Source organism: Enterobacter hormaechei ATCC 49162 (assembly GCF_001875655.1).
Lineage (GTDB): Bacteria > Pseudomonadota > Gammaproteobacteria > Enterobacterales > Enterobacteriaceae > Enterobacter > Enterobacter hormaechei.
The window spans coordinates 1594648-1616267 of record NZ_MKEQ01000001.1; the positions used below are offsets into that span (position 1 = coordinate 1594648).

Sequence of the window (21620 nt, forward strand, 5' to 3'; positions counted from 1 at the left end):
CTCTCCCCTCCGGGGAGAGGGTCAGGGTGAGGGGAAAACCATGCACACCACCCACAGCACATTTTCTCTCGCCGGCCACACCCTCCACCGCATCACCTTCGACCCCGCCACCTTTACCGACGCCGATCTCCTCTGGCTCCCCCACCACGCACTGCTCGCTGACGCCGGACGCAAACGCAAGGCCGACCACCTGGCAGGCCGCATCGCCGCCGCACATGCATTGAACGATCGCCCCGTTCCCGGCATCGGTCCCAGCGGGGAACCGCTCTGGCCGGAGGACGTTTCCGGCAGCATCACCCACAGCGGCACGCAGGCCATGGCAGTGGTGGTCCGTGATCGACAGGCGCTTATCGGCATTGATTGCGAAGCGATCCTGCCCGAATACGAAGCCAGAGAAATAAAGGATGGGATCGTCGATGCGCAGGAAGAACGTGTGCTTACCCGTACGGAATACCCGTTCGCCCTCGCCCTGACGCTGGCGTTCAGCGCCAAAGAGAGCCTGTTCAAGGCCCTCTTTCCGCGGGTGAAATCATATATGGGCTTTGACTGCGCCCGCGTCACCATGCTCGATGACAGCACGCTTACCCTGGCGTTAACCCGCCCGCTGGCAGACTACACCGAAGGCGCCACCTTCACCCTGCACTGGCAGCTGCACGGTGAGCAGGCGATCACCCTGTTGTCACACGCTCCTGCCGACGGGCCTTCACGCTGGTAACGGCAAACGTCACGATAAACACCGCCGCGAACAGGACCACAATGGTCGGCGCAGGCGCGCTGTCGAGATAAAACGACGCATATACGCCGCTGACCGACACAATGGCTGAAACGGCGACCGCCACCAGCAGCGCCATGTGGAAGCGTCGGGTGATCAGCACCGCCACCGCGCCGGGGGCGATCAGCAGTGAAATTGAGAGAATGATCCCCACCGCTTTCAGCGTTGCCACAATGGTCAGCGAGACCATGCACAGTAAGCCGTAGTGCAGCCAGCGGGTGCGCAGCCCGCTCGCCTGCGCCTGCTGATAGTCAAAGCAGAACAGCAGAAAGTCCCGCCACTTCAGGCCAATCACCAGCGCAATCAGCCCCGCCACCAGACCGCTTTGCAGAATGTCCATGCCGTTTATGCCCAGCATATCGCCGAACAGGATGTGGTCGAGATGCACCTCGGGTTTGACGGCGATGTAGAGGATCAGCCCGGCACCGAACATACCGGAAAAGACGATCCCCATGACCGTATCCTGCTTGATTCGGCTGTTATCCTTCAGGTATCCGGTGGCGACCGCGCAGAACAGCCCGGCCACAAACGCGCCAAGCGCCAGCGGCAGGCCCATCATCCACGCCAGCACGACGCCGGGAAACACCGCGTGACTCATGGCGTCGCCCATCAGCGCCCAGCCTTTGAGCACCAGAAAAACCGAGAGCAGCGCACAGGGCACCGCCACCAGGAGTGAAATCAGCAGCGCGTTGTTCATAAACGCAAACTGGAAGGGCTCAAGAAGCAGCGTCATCATGGGTGTGCCTCCCGCGCGCGACGGCGGCTGGCAAGCAGCCCGTGCTTCGGCGCAAACACAAATGCCAATAAGAACAGCAGCGTCTGGGCAACGACGATAATGCCGCCTGTCGCGCCGTCCAGGTAATAGCTGGCCCACGCGCCGAGGAAGCTGGTGATGCTGCCAATGGCGACCGCAATCATCAGCAGGCGCGGAAAGCGATCGGTCAGCAGCCACGCGGTCGCGCCGGGCGTGACCACAAGGCAGATCACCAGAAACGCGCCGACAGTTTGCAGCGCCGCCACGGTAGAGACCGCCAGCAGCGTGAAGAAGAGAATTTTCAGGCGTTCCGGACGCAGGCCGATGGCGCGGGCGTGGTTCTCATCAAAAAAGGTCACCATCAAATCTTTCCATTTGAGCAGCAGGATAACCATCGACACCACGCCGATAATCGCTAGCTGGACGATATCCTCCGGCGCAATGGCGAGGATATTGCCGAGCACGATGGTCTGAATGTTCACCGAGGTCGGGTTGAGCGAGACCATAAACAGCCCCAGCCCGAAAAAGGAGGAGAAGATCAGCCCGATAATGGCGTCCTCTTTCAGACGGCTGCGCTGGTTGAGAAACAGCATGCTCCCCGCCGCCAGCCCGCCCGACAGGAACGCCCCCAGCGAAAACGGCAGCCCGAGCATATAGGCTCCCGCCACGCCGGGCACGATGGAGTGTGACAGCGCATCGCCGATCAGCGACCAGCCTTTGAGCATCAGATAGCAGGAGAGAAACGCGCACAGCCCGCCCACCATCGCCGAGACCCACATCGCGTTGAGCATGTACTCGTAGCCAAAGGGTTCGAGAAGCGCATTCATTTGGCCTCCTGACGGTGCGTGACGAAGGGGCGCTCGTCGTCGGTAATGATGCGATCTTCCGAGCCGCTGAGCACCACGTGGCGCAGCACGCCGCTGAAGGCGCGCTCCAGGTTCTCGGCGGTGAAGGTGGTGTCCGTCGGGCCGCTCGCCAGCACGGTGCCTTTGACCATCACCGTGTAATCGCAAAACTCTGTGACCGAGCCTAAGTTGTGGGTCGAGACCAGCATGGTTTTACCCTCGTCGCGCAACTCCCGCAGCAGGCTGATGATCCTGGCTTCGGTTTTGACGTCCACGCCGGTAAACGGCTCGTCGAGCAGGATCACCTCCCCCTGCTGGGCAATCGCCCGCGCCAGAAACACGCGCTTCTTCTGCCCACCGGACAGCTCGCCAATCTGCCGATGGCGCAGCCCGAGCATATCCACGCGCTTCAGGGCGTCGGTGACGATCTGCTTATCGCGATCTCTGGGCCGACGCAGAAACCCCATATGCCCGTAGCGGCCCATCATCACCACGTCTTCAACCAGCACCGGAAACGACCAGTTAACCTCTTCCGACTGCGGCACGTAGGCGACCAGGTTCTGACGCAGCGCCCGGTGAGGCGGCAACCCGAGAATAGAGATAGTGCCGCTCGCCGCCCGCACAAAGCCCATCACCGCCTTAAACAGCGTGGATTTGCCGGAGCCGTTCACCCCCACCAGCGCGGCAATCGATCCGCCCGGCACGCTGAACGACGCGTCGCGCAGCGCCGTGTGGCCGTTGCGGTAGGTCACGGTTACGTCTGAGACAACAATCCCCTTGTGCATGGTTACTCCTTCATCCCGTCGCGGATGCCCTGCACCAGCGTGCGGGTGGTGACGTTCAGCAGATCGATATAGGTCGGCACCGGGCCGTTTTCCGCGCTCAGGGAGTCAACGTACAGCACGCCGCCGTAGTGGGCGCCGGTTTCCCGCGCCACCTGACGGGCGGGCTTATCTGAGACCGTGCTTTCGCTGAACACCGCCGGGATGTGATGTTTTTTCACCAGATCGATCACCTTGCGAACCTGCTGGGGAGTGCCCTGCTGATCGGCGTTGATCGGCCAGAGGTAAAGCTCCTTCATTCCCAGATCCCGCGCCAGATAGGAGAAGGCGCCTTCACTGGTCACCATCCAGCGCTTGTCTTCCGGGATCGCCGCGACCTGCTTACGCAGCGGTTCGAGGGTAGCGGTGATCGTCTGCTTGTAGGCTTCCGCGTTGCGCTGATAGGTCTGCGCGTTAGCCGGATCGTACTTCACCAGCGCGTCGCGGATGTTATCGACGTAAATCAGGGCGTTGTCCGGCGACATCCACGCGTGCGGGTTGGGCTTGCCGTTATACGGCCCTTCGCTAATCCCCATCGGCGTAATGCCTTTGGTGACAATTACCTCCGGCACGCCGTTCAGGTGCTGATAAAAACGCTGGAACCACAGCTCCAGATTCATGCCGTTCGCCAGGATCAGCTGCGCCTTCTGCGCGCGTTTGATATCCCCCGGCGTGGGCTGGTACTCGTGGATTTCCGCGCCCGGTTTGGTGATGGAGGTGACGTCTGCGGCATCCCCCGCCACGTTTTTCGCCATATCAGCAATGACGGTAAAAGTGGTGATAACCTGGAACTTTTCAGCCGCCAGCGCGCCCGTGGTGGTCGCGGTCATGAGCAGCGCGCCGAGCAACAGACGCTTCAATCCTTGCCGTGGATGCATCGCAGAAGTCTCCTGAGGTGATTAAATTCAAAGCAAAATTAGCCCGTGCTATAAGGTATAGCACAGGCTATATTTAAATGAAAATAGTTATCATTAAAGTTGTGTCAATGAAGGGCGTGCCTGATGGCGCTTCGCTTATCAGGCCTACGGTAAAGCAGATTTGTAGGCCGGGTAAGCGCAGCGCCACCCGGCAAGAAAGATGGCTGGATTGTTAACGACAGGGGTTTGTCATCATTTAAACATCCGGAAACATCACGCTGTTCCCCGGCGCTTCCCTGTGCAGATGGATAAAGTTCAGGTGCCGTTCATACTGGTCCAGAATGTCCGTGATCACCTGCTCCTTGCTGTAATCCATCAAATCATTCCCCTGGCTGCCCTCCAGCAGGAAGGTTTCCAGCCGGTAGTAGGTCGATTTCCCGCTGCGCGCCCGGTAGGTGAACCCGGGAACCGAATACTGCTGCGGCCAGATCTGATAGACAAAGTTCTGCTCGTCGCCCATGTGCACCAGCAGATCCAGGTGCCCCAGGGTTTCGCCCTCCTCCGGCGGCAGGTTTTTCAGCTCCACGTAAGCACCGCGCAGCTTCAGCTCCTGCGCCACCTCTTCCATCGCCGGGAAGCACACCGTCTCCATCATCTGGCTGGTATAGCGCGTGCCCGGGTAGTTCATCAGGCGCGAGAGGCGTTTTTTCCAGCTCAGCCTGTCCTGCGCGCCCAGCGGACGCGGGGCGGTGTCGCGACTGGCGCTGACGCGGCGGTAATCTTCCACCTTGAGCGATTTATACAGCCCGGCCATCACGAAGAAGATCACGAAACTGAACGGCAGGCCCATGATCACCGTGGTGTTCTGCAATGCCGAAATGCCGTTGGTCATCAGCATGCCGAGCGTCAGCAGGCCGATGGCGACGGACCAGAAGATGCGCAGCCAGTTTGGCGCATCGCTGTTAATGTCCTTCAGCTTCGAGGTGAAGTTCCCCAGCACCAGCGCGCCGGAGTCCGCCGAGGTGACGTAAAACAGCAGGCCGGTGATGGTTGCCACGGAGGCGCTAAAGGTGAACGCCGGGTACTGCGCCAGCAGGCTGTAGAAGCCGCGCTCCGGGTGCGCCATCGCTTCCTGGGCAAAGGTTGCGTTGCCGTGGATGATCTCGTGCAGCGCGCTGTTGCCGAAAATCGACAGCCACAGCAGGGTGAAGGTGAACGGGATGATCAGCGTACCCATCACGAACTGACGGATGGTGCGCCCGCGTGAAATACGCGCCAGGAAAAGGCCGACAAACGGCGACCACGCCACCCACCACGCCCAGAAGAACAGCGTCCAGTTGTTCATCCACTCCACCGGACGGTCAAAGGCGAAGCTGTTCAGCGTCATGCCCATAAAGCGGTTCACGTAGTCGCCCACGTTCAGCACTAAGGCATTGAGCAGGAATGAGGTGTCGCCCATAAACAGCACGAACAGGATCAGGCCCAGTGCCAGCGCCACGTTCAGCTCGGAGAGCACGCGGATGCCTTTATCCACGCCGGAGGTCACCGAGATGGTGGCGATGATCACCGACAGCGCAATCAGCGCCGCTTTGGCCGCCATCGAATCCGGGATATCAAACAGCACGCTCAGCCCGTAGTTGAGCTGCACCACGCCAATCCCGAGCGTGGTCGCGATGCCGAAGATGGTGCCGATCACCGCCGCGATGTCGACCGTGTGACCAATCGGACCGTTAATTTTTTTACCGAAGATCGGGTAGAGCGCGGATCGGATGGTGAGGGGCAAATTATAACGATAGCTAAAGTATCCGAGCGCCATGCCCATCAGGGCGTACATTGACCATCCCGTCAGGCCGTAGTGGAACAGCGTCCAGACCATCGCCTGGCGCGCGGCCTCCATCGTCTGCCCTGCCCCTTCCGGCGGCTGCATATACTGCGTGACCGGTTCTGCCACGGAGAAGAACATCAGGTCGATGCCGATGCCCGCGGCAAACAGCATCGCGGCCCAGCTCAGCAGGCTGAACTCGGGCTTGGACTGCTCTGGCCCGAGCTTCACCGACCCAAAGCGTGAGCAGGCAATGCAGACGACGAAGACGATATAGAGCGTCGCCGCCAGCAGGTAGTACCAGCCGAAGGTCTTCGACACCCAGTTCAGGGTGTGCCCAATCCACTCGGCAGAAAAATCACGAAAGAAAATGGTCGTCAGGGAAAACAACAAAATCAGCCCGGCGGAAGTATAAAAAACGACCGGGTTGATTTTGTCTTTTTCTCTGTCCTGTGAAAGGTCTGTCATCCAGTATCCTCACTGTTTTTGTAACTATTGAAATCCAAAATCGTAACAATTAAGACACATTTTATATTGAACGTCCAATCAAAAACCGCTTTAATGTATTACCAACGCTGATGAATGGAGTGGCAAAAATGCCCAAAGTGGGGATGCAGCCGATCCGGCGCAGGCAGCTTATCGACGCCACGCTGGAAGCAATAAATGAAGTGGGAATGCATGACGCAACCATCGCGCAAATCGCCCGTCGGGCGGGCGTGTCCACGGGGATCATCAGCCACTATTTCAAAGACAAAAACGGTCTGCTGGAAGCGACCATGCGCGACATCACCGGTCAGTTGCGCGATGCGGTATTAAGCCGTTTACGCGCCCTGCCAGACGGCAGTGCAGAGCAGCGTTTGCAGGCGATCGTCGGCGGCAATTTTGATGAAACCCAGGTCAGCGGTGCAGCGATGAAGGCCTGGCTGGCCTTCTGGGCGAGCAGCATGCATCAGCCGATGCTCTACCGTTTGCAGCAGGTCAGCAGCCGCCGGTTGCTCTCAAACCTGGTGTACGAGTTCCGCCGCGAGCTGCCGCGTGAACAGGCTGAAGAGGCGGGCTACGGGCTGGCGGCGCTGATCGACGGGCTGTGGCTGCGCGCTGCGCTGAGCGGCAAGCCGCTGGATAAAACCCTGGCCCAGTCGCTCACCAGCCACTTTATCAGCCAGCATTTACCGACCGACTAACCGAGGAGAATTTATGTCCCGAATGGCAGAACAGCAGCTTTATATCAATGGTGGTTATACATCCGCCACCAGCGGTCGCACCTTCGAGACCATCAACCCGGCGAACGGTGAAGTTCTGGCGAGCGTTCAGGCTGCCGGACGCGAAGATGTCGATCGCGCCGTGGAAAGCGCAAAGCGCGGGCAAAAAATCTGGGCAGCGATGACCGCCATGGATCGTTCGCGCATCCTGCGTCGCGCCGTCGATATCCTGCGCGAGCGCAACGACGAGCTGGCGAAACTGGAAACCCTCGACACCGGTAAAGCGTATTCCGAAACCTCAACCGTCGATATCGTCACCGGCGCGGACGTGCTGGAGTACTACGCGGGGCTGATCCCGGCGCTGGAAGGCAGCCAGATCCCGCTGCGCGAGACCTCATTCGTTTATACGCGCCGCGAACCGCTGGGCGTGGTGGCGGGCATCGGCGCGTGGAACTACCCGATCCAGATCGCCCTGTGGAAATCCGCTCCGGCGCTGGCGGCGGGCAACGCGATGATCTTCAAGCCGAGCGAAGTCACCCCGCTCACCGCCCTGAAGCTTGCGGAGATCTACACCGAAGCGGGCGTGCCGGACGGCGTGTTTAACGTCCTGCCGGGCGTCGGCGCAGAGACCGGCCAGTACCTCACCGAGCATCCCGGCATCGCCAAAGTCTCCTTTACCGGCGGCGTCGCCAGCGGCAAAAAGGTGATGGCGAATTCGGCGGCCTCGTCCCTGAAAGAGGTGACGATGGAGCTGGGCGGCAAATCCCCGCTGATTATTTTTGACGATGCGGATCTGGATCTCGCGGCGGACATCGCCATGATGGCGAACTTCTTCAGCTCCGGCCAGGTGTGCACCAACGGCACCCGCGTGTTCGTGCCTGCAAAATCGAAGGCCGCATTTGAGCAGAAAATCGTTGAGCGCGTGGGCCGCATCCGCGCGGGCGATCTGTTCGATGAAAACACCAACTTCGGCCCGATGGTCAGCTTCCCGCACCGCGACAGCGTGATGCGCTACATCGCCAAAGGCAAAGAGGAAGGCGCGCGCGTGCTGTGCGGCGGCGACGTACTGAAGGGTGACGGCTTTGACAACGGCGCGTGGGTTGCCCCGACCGTGTTCACCGACTGCACCGACGAGATGACCATCGTGCGCGAAGAGATCTTCGGCCCGGTGATGTCCATCCTCACCTATGAAAGCGATGAAGAAGCCATCCGCCGCGCCAACGACACCGACTACGGTCTGGCGGCGGGCATCGTCAGTGCCGATCTGAACCGCGCGCACGGTGCTATTCATCAGCTCGAAGCGGGCATCTGCTGGATCAACACCTGGGGCGAATCCGCCGCGGAGATGCCGGTGGGCGGCTACAAACACTCCGGTATTGGCCGTGAGAACGGCGTCATGACGCTTCAGAGTTACACCCAGGTGAAGTCCATCCAGGTTGAGATGGGTAAATTCCAGTCCATATTTTAACCGGGAGGTTTATTTGCATTTTGACTACATCATTATCGGGGCTGGCTCTGCCGGCAACATTCTGGCGACACGACTGACTGAAGATCCGAACACCACCGTCCTGCTGCTTGAGGCGGGTGGGCCGGATTACCGCTTTGACTTCCGCACCCAGATGCCTGCCGCGCTGGCCTTCCCGTTGCAGGGTAAGCGCTACAACTGGGCGTATGAAACCGAGCCAGAGCCTTTCATGAATAACCGCCGCATGGAGTGCGGACGCGGCAAAGGGCTGGGCGGCTCGTCGCTGATTAACGGCATGTGCTACGTGCGCGGCAACGCGATGGATCTGGACAACTGGGCGAAAGAACCGGGTCTGGAGCACTGGAGCTACCTCAACTGCCTGCCCTACTACCGCAAGGCCGAGACCCGCGACGTGGGGCCGAACGACTACCACGGCGGCGACGGTCCGGTGAGCGTCACCACCTCTAAGCCGGGCGTGAACCCGCTGTTTGAAGCGATGGTAGAGGCAGGTGTGCAGGCGGGCTACCCGCGCACCGACGATCTCAACGGCTATCAGCAGGAAGGCTTCGGCCCGATGGATCGCACGGTCACGCCACAGGGCCGACGCGCCAGCACCGCGCGCGGCTATCTGGACCAGGCGAAACCGCGCCCGAACCTGACCATCCGCACCCACGCCATGACCGATCATATTATCTTTGACGGCAAGCGCGCGGTGGGCGTCGAGTGGCTGGAGGGCGAAAGCACCATTCCCTCCAAAGCGACAGCCAACAAAGAAGTTCTGCTATGCGCAGGGGCCATTGCCTCCCCGCAGATCCTCCAGCGTTCCGGCGTGGGCAACGCTGAACTGCTGAAGCAGTTTGATATCCCGCTGGTACATGATTTACCCGGCGTAGGGGAAAACTTGCAGGATCACCTGGAGATGTACCTTCAGTATGAATGTAAGGAGCCGATCTCCCTCTACCCCGCCCTGCAATGGTGGAACCAGCCGAAAATTGGCGCAGAGTGGCTGTTTGGCGGCACCGGCGTGGGCGCGAGCAACCACTTCGAAGCGGGCGGGTTTATCCGCAGCCGCGAAGAGTTCGAGTGGCCGAACATTCAGTATCACTTCCTGCCGGTGGCGATTAACTACAACGGTTCGAACGCGGTAAAAGAGCACGGCTTCCAGTGCCACGTCGGCTCCATGCGCTCGCCGAGCCGCGGACACGTGCGCATTAAATCCCGCGATCCGCACCAGCATCCGGCCATTCTGTTCAACTATATGTCCCACGAGCAGGACTGGCAGGAGTTCCGCGACGCGATCCGCATCACCCGCGAGATCATGCACCAGCCTGCGCTGGACAAGTATCGCGGTCGTGAAATCAGCCCGGGCGTCGAATGCCAGACCGACGAACAGCTGGACGAGTTCGTGCGCAACCACGCCGAAACCGCGTTCCACCCGTGCGGCACCTGCAAGATGGGCTACGACGAAATGGCGGTGGTCGACGGCGAAGGCCGCGTTCACGGGCTGGAAGGGCTGCGCGTGGTGGATGCGTCGATTATGCCGCAGATTATTACCGGCAACCTGAACGCCACGACCATTATGATCGGTGAGAAAGTTGCCGACGCCATTCGCGGGCGCGCGCCGCTGGCGAAGAGCACGGCGGCGTATTATGTGGCGGATGGGGCGCCGGTTCGCCGTTAAGGTGCGTTTTTCCCCCTCACCCTAACCCTCTCCCCAAAGGGGAGAGGGGACGATGACACCCTCCCCCCTTTGGGGAGAGGGCTGGAGTCTTTTACTGCCGAAATGCCTCAAGCCTTTTAATCTGCCGCCCTTCCCCGTCAAAATTCTCCGCCGCCAGCCAGGCGCGCAGTTCCGCGTCCCTTTGCGGCCATTCGCGGTCAATAATCGAAAGCATATCGCTGTCGCGGTTGCGGCCTTTGCGCACCAGCTTCTGGCGCAGGCGACCTTCCCAGACAAACCCCAGCCGCTCCGCCGCGTTGCGTGAGGCAATATTCATCGAATCACACTTCCACTCCAGCCGACGGTACTTGTGCTCAAAGGCATTTTTCAGCAGCAGCCACACCGCTTCAGTCCCCACGCGCGTGCCCTTCATTCTGCGCGACCAGGTGACGTGGCCGATCTCCACCGAGCCCTGAAAGCGCTCTATTGCCATATAGCAGACCAGGCCTACCGCTTTTTCAGTGCGTAAATCGATGACGGCAAAGGGCACCAGGTCATCATCCAGCACCTTTCCAAGCACCCAGTGCGCGGTAGCCTCAACGCTCATGGGCTGAGTGCTGGCAAGCCAGGTCCAGTCGCTGTCATCCCCCAGCGCGTAGGCCTCGTATAAATCAGCCGAATGACGATCGGCATCCAGCGGCTCGAGGCGGCAATACTGGCCGGTAAGCGGGGTGCGGGTTAACGCGCGGGCGCATTTCCAGTCCGGGACGATATCGTTAACGGTTTGACCATGTTGATTGATTTCGGGCACGGCAATGACTCCCTGAAAGGTAAGGAGTTTGTTATAGCAGGTAAAAAAGCGGGCGAAAAGAGAGAACGTGCAGGCCGGGTAAGGCGCAACCGCCACCCGGCATAAGATTACTTCAGCAGCTTCACCGTGGCGTCGATGTCGATTTCATCTTCGGTAAAGATCATGGTCGTATTCTGGAAAGTGGTGATCGCCAGCTTCTTCACCGTGCGCATTTCGCCCGGCTTTTTCTCGGTTTTCGGCTTGATGCTGTTCATCAGCAGCCCCACCGACAGCACCGCATTCTCTTTGTCGATTTTGGTGTCAACGGGTTCTTCCTCGCTGAACACCACGAAGGACTTGATTGAGGTGAGCTTCACGCGCTCGCCCGCAATATAGAGGTGCTTGCTCTCCGGGATCACTTTCACCGCATACGCGGAAAGGCCTTTGTTGTTGGTGGTTGGCTCGAAGGTCACCGCCGCATCTTTTTTAATCAGATCAGGGTTGGCGACCTTAATCACATGAAAATAGCGGTTGTCGCCGTTTTCATCTTTGATAAATCCAAAGCCTTTATCTTTAAACCACGTTGTGATTGTACCGTTCATCGCTGTTACCGCCTGTCAGATCTCAAGACTAAAGTTTTGCAGCGCGCAGTGTAATGCACAATGGCTGAGGAGACAAAAAAAAGCCCCTGCACGGGCGCAGGGGAAAGTTCATGTCAGAGCTTTTTAGTATTGGTATTTAGTTGAACACCATCCCACCATCAATCAGCAGGGACTGGCCGGTCATGTAGTCGGAATCCGGTCCGGCGAGGTAAGAGACGCAGGCGGCCACGTCTTCCGGCTCGGACAAACGGCCAAGCGTGATGCGTTTGGCAAAGGTTTCCGTTCCGTAGCCGAGCGGTTTACCCGCCGCCTCGGAGACCTGACGGTCGATTTCTGCCCACATCGGCGTTTTAACGATCCCCGGGCAGTAGGCGTTAACGGTGATCCCCAGCGGGGCGAGATCCCGCGCGGCGGTCTGGGTTAAGCCACGTACCGCGAACTTGCTGGAACTGTAGACGGCCAGCTCCGGGTTACCGGTATGCCCCGCCTGGGAGCAGGCGTTGATGATTTTGCCGCCGTGTCCCTCTTTGCGAAACGCGTCAATCGCGGCCTGAATGCCCCAGATCACCCCTTTCACGTTGATGTTGTAAACCTTGTCGACAATCTCCGGGGTGATGGATTCGATTGGCGTGGACGGCGCGACCCCGGCGTTATTGACGATGACGTTGAAGCCACCCAGCGCGGTACGGGCTTTTTCCACCGCCGCAAACACCTGATCGCGGTCAGAGACGTCCACCTTTACGGCGACAGCTTTCCCGCCGTTGCGGGTGATCTCATCCGCGACGGTTTTCGCCGTCTCTTCGTTATAATCCGCGATAGCAACGGCAAAACCATCCTTCACCAGGCGAAGCGCGATCGCTTTCCCAATCCCCTGGCCGGAGCCGGTTACGAGAGCCACTTTTTGCATTTCTCTGTCCTTATGTTGATTCACAAAATCTGGCTGAGATGGAGCTGGCCCATCAGCAGCGGGTTATCGCTGTAGTCGACGGGAATGGCCACCACGGCCGGGCCATCGACATCCATTGCCGCACGCAGCGTCGGTTCCAGCGCATCGGCGCTTTCGACAGCAAAGCCTTTCGCACCGAACGCGTCGGCATAGGCTTTGAAATCGACCGGACCGAACTCCACGCCGGAGAGACGCTGGTATTTTTTCTCTTCCTGAATGGCCACCATGTTGTAGGCGTTATCCACCCAGATGATGTGCAGCACGTTGGCGTTGAGTCGCACCGCGGTTTCCAGCTCCATGCTCGACTGCAAAAAGCCGCCGTCCCCGGAGACGGACACCACCTTGCGCCCCGGATTCACCAGCCACGCGCCAATCGCCCACGGCAGCGCCACGCCCATGGTCTGCTGACCGTTGGAGATCATCACCTGACGCGCGCGGAAGCTGTAGAGGTAGCGGGCGATCCAGATGTGGAAGCTGCCCATATCGACGGTGAGCGTCACGTCGTTGTTCATGATGTCCTGCATAGCGCGCACGATGCGCAGCGGGTGCAGGGCAAACTGGTTAAGCGATGCGCCGCGGCGGTCGAGGAGGTCCCGCTGATGCTGACGATCGACAAGAATTTCCGAGGCGCGCTGGCTGAGTTCAAGTTTGTGCTCAATGCGGCTGGCGAGCAGGTTCAGCGTGGCGGCGATATCCCCCACCAGCTCCAGATCGGGAACATATTTGCGCTCCTCATAGGCGGGCAGCACGTCGATATGTACCAGTGTCGCGTCGCCGCTGTTCCACATGGACGGCTCGTACTCCACCGGGCTGTAGCCGATGCAGATGATCAGATCCGCCAGGTGCAGCAGCCGGTCGCCCGCCTGGTTGTTAAACAGGCCGACGCGTCCGGCAAAGCGGGTGAAGTGTTCCTGATTCACCGCCCCGGCGGCCTGGTAGGTGCTGGTCACCGGAATGCGGCTTTTCTCCAGCAGCTTGCGTAGCGCGGCGCTGTTCGCGGGCTGGCTCGCCATCAGGCCGAGTAAGATGACCGGGTTTTTGGCTTTGTCGATGAGCTTCGCCACGTCGTTAATGGCCGATTCGGGAGCCGGGCCCATCAGCGCCGGGCCGCTGGCAGGCAAAATCGCCCCCGTGGTGGGCTGGTCGACAATATCCTGCGGCAGGCTGACAAACGCCCCGCCCGGTCTGCCCTGCTCGGCGGCGCGAAACGCGTTCGACACCACCTCGGCAATCGCATCCGGCGAATTCACTTCGACGGCGTATTTGGTGACCGGGCTGAACATGGCGACGGTGTCCATGCTCTGGTGCACCAGCTTGGCTTTATCCGCCCGCTTCACCGCCCCGCCCAGCGCCACCACCGGGTCACCCTCGCTGTTGGCGGTGGCGATGCCGGTGATCAGGTTCGAACAGCCCGGCCCGGAGGTGACCAGCGCCACCCCGGCTTTGCCGGTCAGACGCCCTACCGCCGCCGCCATAAACGCCGCGTTAGCCTCGTGACGCACCGGGATAATCTCGATGGAGGAGTCCAGCAGGGAATCGAAAACCTTGTCGATTTTTGCACCCGGTATGCCGAACACCTGCTTCACACCCTGCGCTTCCAGCTGGCCGACAACCATATCGGCGCCGTGCGCCCACTGACGTGACTGTTTTTCACTGTTCACGGTAGTTCTCCTGTTAGTTTTCGACGGCGCGGATAGCCGCATCAAGGTTGCTGGGGTGCAGGTTGGCCTGTAAAAACGCGCTGTCGGCGGGCAGGTCAATCATCAGCTTGTGGATCTCCCCGAAGGTGAGCACGCCGTTCTCCAGCTGGTAGTCGAGCAGGTGGCCCCCGCCCTGACGGTCGTCGGTGATAAAGTGTTCGTGATAGCCCGCCACGTTGATGCCCTGCATATGCTGCGGGGTGCGGAACCCAACCAGCACGCCTTCGCGCTGGTTAAAGCGGAACACCGGCTGGTCGTCCAGCACGTCGGTCATCGCCCGGTACGGCGGCGTCTGGCGCGGTACGGTGCGGGTGTGGGCGTGGCGGAAATTGCCGTCGATGCGCAGCGCGCAGAACAGGTTATCGGAGGGGATCTGCTGGTCGATGACGTCGTGGATCTGCTGACGGCTGACCGGCCCGTCGAAGGTTTTGCGGTACTGCGGCTGGAACCAGGTCATTACCGCGAACGGCGTTTTTTGCTCCGGCTTCGCGGCCCGGGCGCTGCCGTCGGCGCGCAGCTGGTAAACCTGACTGCTGAAGGCAATCATTTCGCCGTCCAGCTCGTTAAAGGTGCCGAGACCAAAATCACCGTGTGCCAGCAGGTCGGCAATGGTGGTCTCCCCTTCGTAGACGCCGCTTAGCAGGGCGCTCATTAGCGATGTCTGATAGATCACGCTGTCAGGATGCTGAGCCGAGAACCCGCGCAGGGTCTCGCATAAACTCGCCTCACAGTCGCATGCAGATGAATGCATCATCATGCCCGTCCTCTTCAACTTTATTTATAAAGGTTAAATAAATGTTGACCCGATTCAGCAGAGAGTTCCAATATAGAATCCATGCTGGTTTGAGACGTTTTTGATATGGAACTTCGTTATCTGCGCTATTTTGTCGCGGTTGCACGCGAGCGACACTTCACCAGGGCGGCCAAAGCGCTGGGTATTTCACAGCCTCCTCTGAGCCAGCAGATCAAACGGCTCGAAGAGGAAGTGGGCACGCCGCTGTTCAGGCGCCTGACGCGCGGCGTGGAGCTGACCGAGGCGGGGGAAGCCTTCTATGAGGACGCCTGCAAGATCCTGGCGCTGAGCGACGCCGCGCTGGAGAAAGCCCGGGGTATCGCGCGCGGGCTGAACGGCAATCTGTCGATTGGCATCACGAGTTCAGATGCTTTTCATCCCAAAATCTTCGCCCTGATACGTCAGTTTCAGGTGCAGAACATGGCGGTGCAGGTTCACCAGGTAGAAGCCAATATGTCGTCGCTGACGACGATGCTGGCGGAGGGCGAGCTGGATATCGCCTTTGTGTGCCTGCCGTGCGAGAGCAGCAAGGTGTTCGAGTTAAAAATCATCGATCGGGAGCCGATGGTGCTGGCGCTGCATCGCGATCATCCGCTGGCGGCGTGTGGCGATTTGGAGCTGGATGCGCTTCGGGATACGCCGGTGGTACTGTTCCCGCAGGAGGTCGCGCCGGGGCTGTATGACCGGGTTTACGGCAGCTGCGAGCGGGCCGGAATCGATATGCAACACACGCTGCAATCTTCACAACTCTCCTCTTCCCTGAGCATGGTCTCCGCTGGCGGCGGGTTCGCCCTGGTGCCGAAATCCATGGCCGCTATTTCTCCGCCGAATGTCACCTACCATGCCCTGCGCTCACCGGAGCTTTATACCGATATCGCGCTCTGCTGGCGGCGCTTTGAGCGCTCGCGAACGGTGAAGCGGTTTCTGGCCATGATGAGCGAGGGGTAGCTACGGTGCGGCTGTGCCCGGCGGCGCTGCGCTTGCACGGGCCTACGGTTCGTGTCCCGGGTTGGCTGGTTGACGGTTTTGTAGGCCGGGTAAGGCGTAGCCGCCACCCGGCAATGCCCTTCTGGAAGCCGCCTCGCAAACATTTAAGAAACCTTATGTAATTCAGGGTTATCCCTTTTCATCACTTCTCCGCGGTCGTAAAGTGCCTGCGTTGCGGCACATCCGTAACCGGGCGTAGGAACCCGTTAGCATGACGTAACATTTTTTCGGACAAAGAGGATGCTAAATGGTTACTACCCCTGGATTTTCATACGTACGCGCTGAAGAAAGCGCTGTTCATCACCTTCTCCACCTGCAACTTCCCGATTCTGCGGATCTCTTTGAACTGGCTGACACCTGTGCGGCGTACGTAAGCGTACTGGTGGAAACGGACGATGCGGTGACATTTGCCACGCTCTGTAAACAACTGCTGGCTGCGCTGAAACGGCTGCGGGAATGCTGCGATGCCGAATTGCCTTCGTATCTGGTTGAACAGCTGATCGCAGGGGAAAAGATCGCCTCCTGTATGTCGGACTGCTGGCAGGATACAGCGTTGCAGGTGGACTATGCCGTGGCGTTAACGCTGGCGGTGATGGGCGGGACGTTGCCTGCGAACGTGGCGAAAGAACTCATCGGGCTGCTGCATGATATGGTCTGGCTGCTGGCGGAGTTTGTGAAGGAGCCTTATATCACGGCGCACTGAGGCGGGTGATGGAAGGCCGGAATACTGCTGGGTGAGAGGCGGGATTTCGGCCTTATACAAAATACAATATTGTTTATAGAATGTCAGTTAAGAGGTAAGAGCAAACATTTGTACTTTCGCCCTCCCCATAGACTGAGAACATAATGACGGCATCTCATTCCTGATATTGTTCGTTTGCCCATTTCTTTGTATTTATTTCCTTTTATTATGCCTATCGCATCCATACATATGAACTATTTCCCAACTGTTTGTTAAAGTATTCATATCCATCTTTGTTACTGGCAATATGCAAACTTTCATTATTTGTAATATCAAAATAATCGAATCCGACTAAAAAGAAACCCTCACGAATTTTGTATGGATTAATGTTTATGCATATAGAGTTTTTCTCGGCCCAATCAACCCAAGCATTATCATTGCTTTGATGCCAGATTCTAATACTATGGTTAAAGTTAGGGTTGTTAAATGTTGAGAAGTAATGTTTAAATAAATCCTTCTTATTTTTGAATAAATATTCAATTATGGACCTTTCTGGATTAACATCAATTTGGTTAATGTTTTTCCCATAATCAATTAAACCATCTCGCATTATTTTACTCTTAATTATTGATTCTTTTATTTCACGTGATAAATGATAGGATAAATCAATAATCTCATGGCTATGCTTATTAAATTCATTATCACAATAATGCGCTATTGCAATATTAATTGCAACAGCGATATCTATTGTAGAAAAATGATAATCACCTGGTTGGTAAAGTGAATTAATTATCCCTCTAAACTCTCTGGAATTAATCAAATCAAGAGGTCTGTAACATTCTCGTAGTTTTTTATCATTAACACTTGTTAGAATATCAATAATACTCTTTTGATATAAGTAATTAGATAGTTTTCTCTTAAATATGTAGTGAAACGGAGATGTAATTACTTCAGATATTTTAATAACGTCATTTAAAATCACTTTGGATACCTGGGATGTAAGCTAAGCACATGTGCTAACCATATCAAACTATTGCAAAAAATATATGTAGAATCTGCACTCCCCTCGCAGTTTCCACATTGTCAACTCACCTACCACTATCTATAATTTTTCCAACCTGGAAACAAGGGGCAAGGATGCACGTAGTTTCAAGAGCGCCTTTCGATACAGCGGCCAGACATTATCCCAATCAAGCATAAGCCCTGGACGATCTTTACCGGGTACTAAAAAAGGAACACTACCCCTCACCAGACGAGATGCGAAAGCGCTTTCCCAGCCTGGACCGGATGAAATACCGGGAAAAATGGTGGGTCATTGAAGTGGGTGGCGGGCATCTAAGAGTAATGTTTTTTGCTGATTTTGAGCGGGGAAAGATCTTCATCAAACACATCAGCACGCACGCAGAGTATGACAAGCTCACGGACTACTACCGGAGAACGAAAGAATGAATTATGCAGCAGCCATCAAAGCGGCAAACGCTCTGACAAACGAGCTCCCTTTCCTGGGTTCAACCCCGTCGCGGCAAGACTACGAGGATGCGCTGGCGCTGGTGGAGTATCTTATCGAGCACGACCCGGATAACCCGCTGGTAGATATGCTCACTGCCAAAATCGATAAGTACGAAAACGAGTCCCCGGAATTTGCAGAATTTAACGCGCGTATTGCCAGTATTCCGTCAGGCGTTGCGTTACTGCGAACGCTGATGGATCAGTACCAACTCACTCAGAGTGATTTCGAGAACGAGATTGGTAAGAAGTCTCTGGTGAGTCGGATCCTGAACGGACAGCGCACGTTAACGCTGGATCATATGCGTGCGCTGGCGAAGCGTTTTGGTTTGCCGGTGAGTGCGTTTGTTGGGAATTAATGCGAGGTTTTCACCCAGACCGACTCCCGAGACTTTAATACCTCTATCTCACTTACCCCGGCCCCTCGCTCCCCGCCGCCAGCAGCGGCACCACCACGTCGCTGATGGGCACCGCAATACCGTGCCTGCGACCGTAGCGCTGGATCACGCCGTTGCGTATGTCCCACTCCATCGGGCGATCGGCCTGACGGTCGGACAGGATCGACAGCATTAAAGATCTGCACTGGGACATTCGCCCCAGCCCGCACATTAGCTCCGTGCAGGTGCGGTCGACGGATAAGATGTTGACGCTCAACCACGCGATTAATATCGCCGGGCTGCTCCAGGCCACCTCGCACTGGCTGTTGACCACGCGGCCTAATAAGCATCAGGAACGGGATTTTCTGCGGTACCTCTTTACCGTTTTCAGGTGTGTCGCTACGGATAGGTGGGCATTCAGACGAGCCGTTATGAGTTTTTAAACAATTAATAAAGAATCAAATAGACAGAGTATCCAATAACCATTCAAGTATTTATTACATTTTCAATCAATATTCACTTAATTATTATTTAAGCAAAACCACCGTATTAATCATTAACAATTTATCCAGATCCAAACCATAAGCCCCCATACTTTCTTAATTTGCATCAATGAAACCGCAGATCGTTTTATATCCACACTGTACAAAATTGACGGCTAATTTTGTACGCGCTAGCGTTGCACTAGTTACGTAACAAGCTAAACCATAAGGTCTTTTCAGGATTTCCTTAAATGGAGTTTTAAACAAATGGCTATTCCCGCTTATTTATGGCTCAAAGACGACGGTGGTGCCGACATCAAAGGCTCTGTCGATATACATGGCCGTGAAGGAAGTATTGAGTTAATCGCACTGAACCACGGCATAATGCAGCCCACGGACAAGCATAACGGCAAGGCTACAAGTCTTCGCATCCATTCCCCCTATTCTTTCGATAAAGAGATCGACGCTTCCAGCCCCTATTTATACAAGGCTGTTAGCACGGGCCAGAAACTAAAATCCGCTGAGATAAAGTTTTACCGTATCAACGATGCTGGTCAGGAAGTGGAATATTTTTCCACCCTTCTGGAAGGCGTGAAGATCGCCAGCGTTTGTCCAATGATGCTTGATATCAAAGATCCTGACTACGAGAAGCATAACCATCTTGAGCTGGTAGAGCTGCTCTATGAAAAAATTACCTGGCGCTACGTGGACGGTAACATCATGCATTCAGATAGCTGGAACGACCGCAAGACGGCATAAGGAGAACATTATGGGATGGAAGTATGAGCAATCAACTGGCAAGATGTATAAAGACGGCAAATTAATTGAGACAGGATATTCCGGTGCCCTTACCAATAAAAATAATCCGGACCGTCAGCATGTGAAGGGTCTGGGTCCGCTGCCGCGCGGAACATATAAAATTGCGGGACATTCGAATTCTAAAGGACCCATTACCATTATCCTTGAGCAAACTTCGGGAGAGAGTTTTGGTCGTTCAGAGTTCCGCATTCATGGTGACCATAAGTACGGTCCAGCCGGATTTGCTTCGGAGGGGTGCATTATTCTCTCACTGTCAACGCGACGTAAAATCCTTCGTGACGGCGGTGAGCTTGAGGTAGTGCGATGAAATACCCAATCGTCCTGCTGCTTTGTGCGCTCACTGTCCCAGCCATTGCAGCCAGCACTGACTGGCCATCAGCACTTCATGGAATCGCCTCAGGTGACACACACTGGATTGAGCAAGCCCCAACGCTGGCTGCCACGGCTGACGTCAGGCAGGCGCAACTGCTGGAGGATGCTTTGGCCGCAGCGCTCACAACAAACACCAGCGCCACACTGAAAGCGCTCCAGACCATTGACGCGGGAAAGTGGCCGCACATGGTTGGCAGCGATATCGTCTGCACGCCGCCTCTAGAGAAATCCCCCGCCGAAGTCGACGCGTTCTATCAGCGCACCCGCCGGGCGCTGCTGGAGACGGTTGAGGGTGCTCAGTGCCTCTGGATCCTGGAAGCAACAATGGTAGAGCTAAACGCTGAGAAAGCCCGTCAGGGTAAGTAAGAGAGTTACCCGGCGCACAACGGCCGGGTCTTTCCTTCACTCCAGACCCTGGCTCACCCCAGCCCCTCGCTCCCCGCCGCCAGCAGCGGCACCACCACGTCGCTGATGGGCACCGCAATACCGTGCATGCGACCGTAGCGCTGGATCACGCCGTTGCGGATATCCCACTCCATCGGGCGATTCGCCTGGCGGTCGGCGAGGATCGACGTACCCAGGTCCTCAGGCGCACGCTGGAAGTTCGCCAGAATCTCCTCCGCCACCGCATCGTCCAGCTTCGCCCCTTCGGCGCGGGCGACGGTAAGCCCTTCGCGCAGATAGGCCAGCGCCAATTCGCTGATATCTTCGCGCCTGAACATTCCGGCGCGGCGGTTAGAAAGCACCATCAGCCCGGCGACTGCGTTTTGCAGCAGCTTGCGCCAGGCGACGGTGGCGAAATCTGTCGAAATTTCAACCGCGCAGCGCGTATTGCGAAGCGCCTCCACCACCCGCTGCACCTGCGGCACGTCCGGCAGCGTCAGGCGCGGTTTTGCCCGCAGCCAGACGGAGGCATCCGGCTCGCGCTGGGCCGGGAACCAGACTACCGACGGCAGCACCGTCGCGCCGTTAACCCACGCCTCAAGCTGGGCTTTTTGCTCTACGCCGTTTTGCAGCGCGCAGACCACGGTGTTTTCATCGCACAGGGCGCGCAGCCACCCGGCGCTGTCGGCATTTTGCGTCGTTTTTACCGCCACAAAAACGAGATCGGCGGGGCGCGTAATGACGGCAGGATCGGTGAGTACCGGACCGGGCACCACGATTTCCCTCTCATCGTGACGCAGGCGCAATTCCGGGTGCGCGGTGCGACCGCACAGCAGCGGCGTGCGGCCCGCATCATGCAATACCGCGGCAATGGTGGTGCCAATCGCACCAGGACCAATCAGCGCAATGGTTGGATAGTCAGACATGGGTCACTCCCCTTTTGCTAAGCCTGAAATCAGTTATACCACCCTGAAAAGAGCGC

The 21620-nt window shown here is 57.4% G+C and carries 23 protein-coding genes and 2 pseudogenes; 12 read left to right on the forward strand and 13 right to left on the reverse strand.

What is annotated here, in order from left to right:
* The first annotated feature begins 40 nt into the window (after positions 1-40).
* Entirely contained in the window at positions 41-715 is a 675-nt protein-coding gene (gene entD / locus BH712_RS07960; RefSeq protein WP_006809687.1) for an enterobactin synthase subunit EntD, read from the forward strand.
* On the opposite strand, the gene BH712_RS07965 is transcribed toward entD, so the two are convergent.
* The 5 genes from BH712_RS07965 to betT all read right to left on the reverse strand — a co-directional run bounded on the left by BH712_RS07965 (position 669) and on the right by betT (position 6339).
* Positions 669-1508, reverse strand: a complete 840-nt coding sequence (locus BH712_RS07965; RefSeq protein ID WP_006809688.1) for a metal ABC transporter permease — start codon at positions 1506-1508, stop codon at positions 669-671. The genes entD and BH712_RS07965 overlap by 47 nt on opposite strands.
* Positions 1505-2353: an iron/manganese ABC transporter permease subunit SitC gene (gene sitC / locus BH712_RS07970; protein WP_006809689.1), complete on the reverse strand. Its 849-nt coding sequence runs from the start codon at positions 2351-2353 to the stop codon at positions 1505-1507. Before sitC ends, BH712_RS07965 begins: the two co-directional genes overlap by 4 nt.
* Entirely contained in the window at positions 2350-3156 is an 807-nt protein-coding gene (gene sitB / locus BH712_RS07975; RefSeq protein WP_006809690.1) for an iron/manganese ABC transporter ATP-binding protein SitB, read from the reverse strand. The genes sitC and sitB overlap by 4 nt, the downstream gene beginning before the upstream one ends.
* Positions 3157-3158: 2 nt before the next feature.
* Positions 3159-4070, reverse strand: a complete 912-nt coding sequence (locus tag BH712_RS07980; protein ID WP_006809691.1) for a metal ABC transporter substrate-binding protein — start codon at positions 4068-4070, stop codon at positions 3159-3161.
* A gap of 235 nt (positions 4071-4305) precedes the next feature.
* Positions 4306-6339 (reverse strand): choline BCCT transporter BetT, encoded by a 2034-nt coding sequence (gene betT, locus BH712_RS07985; RefSeq protein WP_006809692.1) that lies wholly within the window; start codon positions 6337-6339, stop codon positions 4306-4308.
* A gap of 128 nt (positions 6340-6467) precedes the next feature.
* Between betT and betI the strand changes: the two genes are divergently transcribed.
* From betI to betA, 3 genes are read left to right on the forward strand one after another with little or no spacing between them, the layout of a single operon-like run.
* A complete protein-coding gene (betI, locus tag BH712_RS07995; RefSeq protein ID WP_003858827.1) occupies positions 6468-7055 on the forward strand; it encodes a transcriptional regulator BetI in 588 nt (195 codons plus the stop codon).
* Between the two features lie 13 nt (positions 7056-7068).
* The gene (gene betB, locus BH712_RS08000) at positions 7069-8541 is read left to right on the forward strand and encodes a betaine-aldehyde dehydrogenase (RefSeq protein ID WP_006809694.1); all 1473 of its coding nucleotides are present in this window, start codon (positions 7069-7071) and stop codon (positions 8539-8541) included.
* Positions 8542-8554: 13 nt separating this feature from the next.
* On the forward strand, positions 8555-10219 hold the full coding sequence (gene betA / locus BH712_RS08005; protein ID WP_006809695.1) for a choline dehydrogenase: 1665 nt from the start codon (positions 8555-8557) through the stop codon (positions 10217-10219).
* 91 nt (positions 10220-10310) lie between these two features.
* On the opposite strand, the gene BH712_RS08010 is transcribed toward betA, so the two are convergent.
* The 5 genes from BH712_RS08010 to budA form a co-directional block, all read right to left on the reverse strand.
* Positions 10311-11009 (reverse strand): GNAT family N-acetyltransferase, encoded by a 699-nt coding sequence (locus tag BH712_RS08010; protein WP_032673758.1) that lies wholly within the window; start codon positions 11007-11009, stop codon positions 10311-10313.
* Positions 11010-11116: 107 nt separating this feature from the next.
* The gene (locus BH712_RS08015) at positions 11117-11590 is read right to left on the reverse strand and encodes a cold-shock protein (RefSeq protein ID WP_006809697.1); all 474 of its coding nucleotides are present in this window, start codon (positions 11588-11590) and stop codon (positions 11117-11119) included.
* Between the two features lie 136 nt (positions 11591-11726).
* Complete coding sequence (locus BH712_RS08020; RefSeq protein WP_032673599.1) at positions 11727-12497, reverse strand: (S)-acetoin forming diacetyl reductase; 771 nt, start codon at positions 12495-12497, stop codon at positions 11727-11729.
* Positions 12498-12517: 20 nt separating this feature from the next.
* Positions 12518-14197: an acetolactate synthase AlsS gene (gene alsS / locus BH712_RS08025; protein WP_006809699.1), complete on the reverse strand. Its 1680-nt coding sequence runs from the start codon at positions 14195-14197 to the stop codon at positions 12518-12520.
* A 13-nt stretch (positions 14198-14210) separates the two neighbouring features.
* Complete coding sequence (budA, locus tag BH712_RS08030) at positions 14211-14990, reverse strand: acetolactate decarboxylase (RefSeq protein WP_003858848.1); 780 nt, start codon at positions 14988-14990, stop codon at positions 14211-14213.
* 105 nt (positions 14991-15095) lie between these two features.
* Here budA and BH712_RS08035 point away from each other — a divergent pair, with 105 nt between their 5' ends.
* Both BH712_RS08035 and BH712_RS08040 read left to right on the forward strand, forming a co-directional pair.
* Positions 15096-15977, forward strand: coding sequence for a LysR family transcriptional regulator (locus BH712_RS08035; RefSeq protein WP_006809701.1), 882 nt, complete (start codon positions 15096-15098; stop codon positions 15975-15977).
* Positions 15978-16263: 286 nt separating this feature from the next.
* A complete protein-coding gene (locus tag BH712_RS08040; protein WP_006809702.1) occupies positions 16264-16719 on the forward strand; it encodes a hypothetical protein in 456 nt (151 codons plus the stop codon).
* A 211-nt stretch (positions 16720-16930) separates the two neighbouring features.
* Here BH712_RS08040 and BH712_RS08045 read toward each other — a convergent pair whose 3' ends face one another.
* Positions 16931-17680 carry a hypothetical protein gene (locus tag BH712_RS08045; protein ID WP_032673600.1) on the reverse strand — a complete coding sequence of 250 codons (750 nt, stop codon included), beginning with the start codon at positions 17678-17680 and terminating at the stop codon, positions 16931-16933.
* A 221-nt stretch (positions 17681-17901) separates the two neighbouring features.
* On the opposite strand from BH712_RS08045, the gene BH712_RS08050 reads away from it, so the two are divergent.
* Together BH712_RS08050 and BH712_RS08055 are read left to right on the forward strand one after the other, a co-directional pair.
* Positions 17902-18147, forward strand: a complete 246-nt coding sequence (locus tag BH712_RS08050) for a type II toxin-antitoxin system HigB family toxin (protein ID WP_226865158.1) — start codon at positions 17902-17904, stop codon at positions 18145-18147.
* A complete protein-coding gene (locus BH712_RS08055; RefSeq protein ID WP_006809705.1) occupies positions 18144-18563 on the forward strand; it encodes a helix-turn-helix domain-containing protein in 420 nt (139 codons plus the stop codon). Before BH712_RS08050 ends, BH712_RS08055 begins: the two co-directional genes overlap by 4 nt.
* A 52-nt stretch (positions 18564-18615) precedes the next feature.
* Here the strand turns inward: BH712_RS08055 and BH712_RS08060 are convergent.
* A pseudogene (locus tag BH712_RS08060) lies at positions 18616-18768 on the reverse strand (ketopantoate reductase C-terminal domain-containing protein); the annotation flags it as partial.
* On the opposite strand from BH712_RS08060, the pseudogene BH712_RS08065 reads away from it, so the two are divergent.
* The 4 genes and pseudogenes from BH712_RS08065 to BH712_RS08080 form a co-directional block, all read left to right on the forward strand.
* A pseudogene (locus BH712_RS08065) lies at positions 18764-18987 on the forward strand (glutamate-cysteine ligase family protein); the annotation flags it as partial. The pseudogenes BH712_RS08060 and BH712_RS08065 sit on opposite strands and share 5 nt — an antisense overlap.
* A 343-nt stretch (positions 18988-19330) precedes the next feature.
* Complete coding sequence (locus BH712_RS08070; protein WP_006809707.1) at positions 19331-19822, forward strand: Hcp family type VI secretion system effector; 492 nt, start codon at positions 19331-19333, stop codon at positions 19820-19822.
* Between the two features lie 10 nt (positions 19823-19832).
* Positions 19833-20189 (forward strand): tlde1 domain-containing protein, encoded by a 357-nt coding sequence (locus BH712_RS08075; RefSeq protein WP_006809708.1) that lies wholly within the window; start codon positions 19833-19835, stop codon positions 20187-20189.
* A complete protein-coding gene (locus BH712_RS08080) occupies positions 20186-20620 on the forward strand; it encodes a hypothetical protein (protein ID WP_006809709.1) in 435 nt (144 codons plus the stop codon). The genes BH712_RS08075 and BH712_RS08080 overlap by 4 nt, the downstream gene beginning before the upstream one ends.
* Positions 20621-20673: 53 nt before the next feature.
* Here the strand turns inward: BH712_RS08080 and BH712_RS08085 are convergent, their stop codons facing one another.
* Entirely contained in the window at positions 20674-21564 is an 891-nt protein-coding gene (locus tag BH712_RS08085; protein WP_006809710.1) for an oxidoreductase, read from the reverse strand.
* Positions 21565-21620 lie beyond the last annotated feature (56 nt).

Bases quoted from the DNA above. Each gene is read 5' to 3' on its own strand.
- BH712_RS07980 (WP_006809691.1), bottom strand. From the start codon at position 4,070: ATGCATCCACGGCAAGGATTGAAGCGTCTGTTGCTCGGCGCGCTGCTC.
- sitB (WP_006809690.1), bottom strand. From the start codon at position 3,156: ATGCACAAGGGGATTGTTGTCTCAGACGTAACCGTGACCTACCGCAAC.
- entD (WP_006809687.1), top strand. From the start codon at position 41: ATGCACACCACCCACAGCACATTTTCTCTCGCCGGCCACACCCTCCAC.
- BH712_RS08035 (WP_006809701.1), top strand. From the start codon at position 15,096: ATGGAACTTCGTTATCTGCGCTATTTTGTCGCGGTTGCACGCGAGCGA.
- BH712_RS08040 (WP_006809702.1), top strand. From the start codon at position 16,264: ATGGTTACTACCCCTGGATTTTCATACGTACGCGCTGAAGAAAGCGCT.
- BH712_RS08015 (WP_006809697.1), bottom strand. From the start codon at position 11,590: ATGAACGGTACAATCACAACGTGGTTTAAAGATAAAGGCTTTGGATTT.
- BH712_RS08080 (WP_006809709.1), top strand. From the start codon at position 20,186: ATGAAATACCCAATCGTCCTGCTGCTTTGTGCGCTCACTGTCCCAGCC.
- betT (WP_006809692.1), bottom strand. From the start codon at position 6,339: ATGACAGACCTTTCACAGGACAGAGAAAAAGACAAAATCAACCCGGTC.
- betI (WP_003858827.1), top strand. From the start codon at position 6,468: ATGCCCAAAGTGGGGATGCAGCCGATCCGGCGCAGGCAGCTTATCGAC.
- BH712_RS08070 (WP_006809707.1), top strand. From the start codon at position 19,331: ATGGCTATTCCCGCTTATTTATGGCTCAAAGACGACGGTGGTGCCGAC.
- sitC (WP_006809689.1), bottom strand. From the start codon at position 2,353: ATGAATGCGCTTCTCGAACCCTTTGGCTACGAGTACATGCTCAACGCG.
- betB (WP_006809694.1), top strand. From the start codon at position 7,069: ATGTCCCGAATGGCAGAACAGCAGCTTTATATCAATGGTGGTTATACA.
- BH712_RS08085 (WP_006809710.1), bottom strand. From the start codon at position 21,564: ATGTCTGACTATCCAACCATTGCGCTGATTGGTCCTGGTGCGATTGGC.
- budA (WP_003858848.1), bottom strand. From the start codon at position 14,990: ATGATGCATTCATCTGCATGCGACTGTGAGGCGAGTTTATGCGAGACC.
- BH712_RS08055 (WP_006809705.1), top strand. From the start codon at position 18,144: ATGAATTATGCAGCAGCCATCAAAGCGGCAAACGCTCTGACAAACGAG.
- BH712_RS08075 (WP_006809708.1), top strand. From the start codon at position 19,833: ATGGGATGGAAGTATGAGCAATCAACTGGCAAGATGTATAAAGACGGC.
- BH712_RS07965 (WP_006809688.1), bottom strand. From the start codon at position 1,508: ATGATGACGCTGCTTCTTGAGCCCTTCCAGTTTGCGTTTATGAACAAC.
- BH712_RS08020 (WP_032673599.1), bottom strand. From the start codon at position 12,497: ATGCAAAAAGTGGCTCTCGTAACCGGCTCCGGCCAGGGGATTGGGAAA.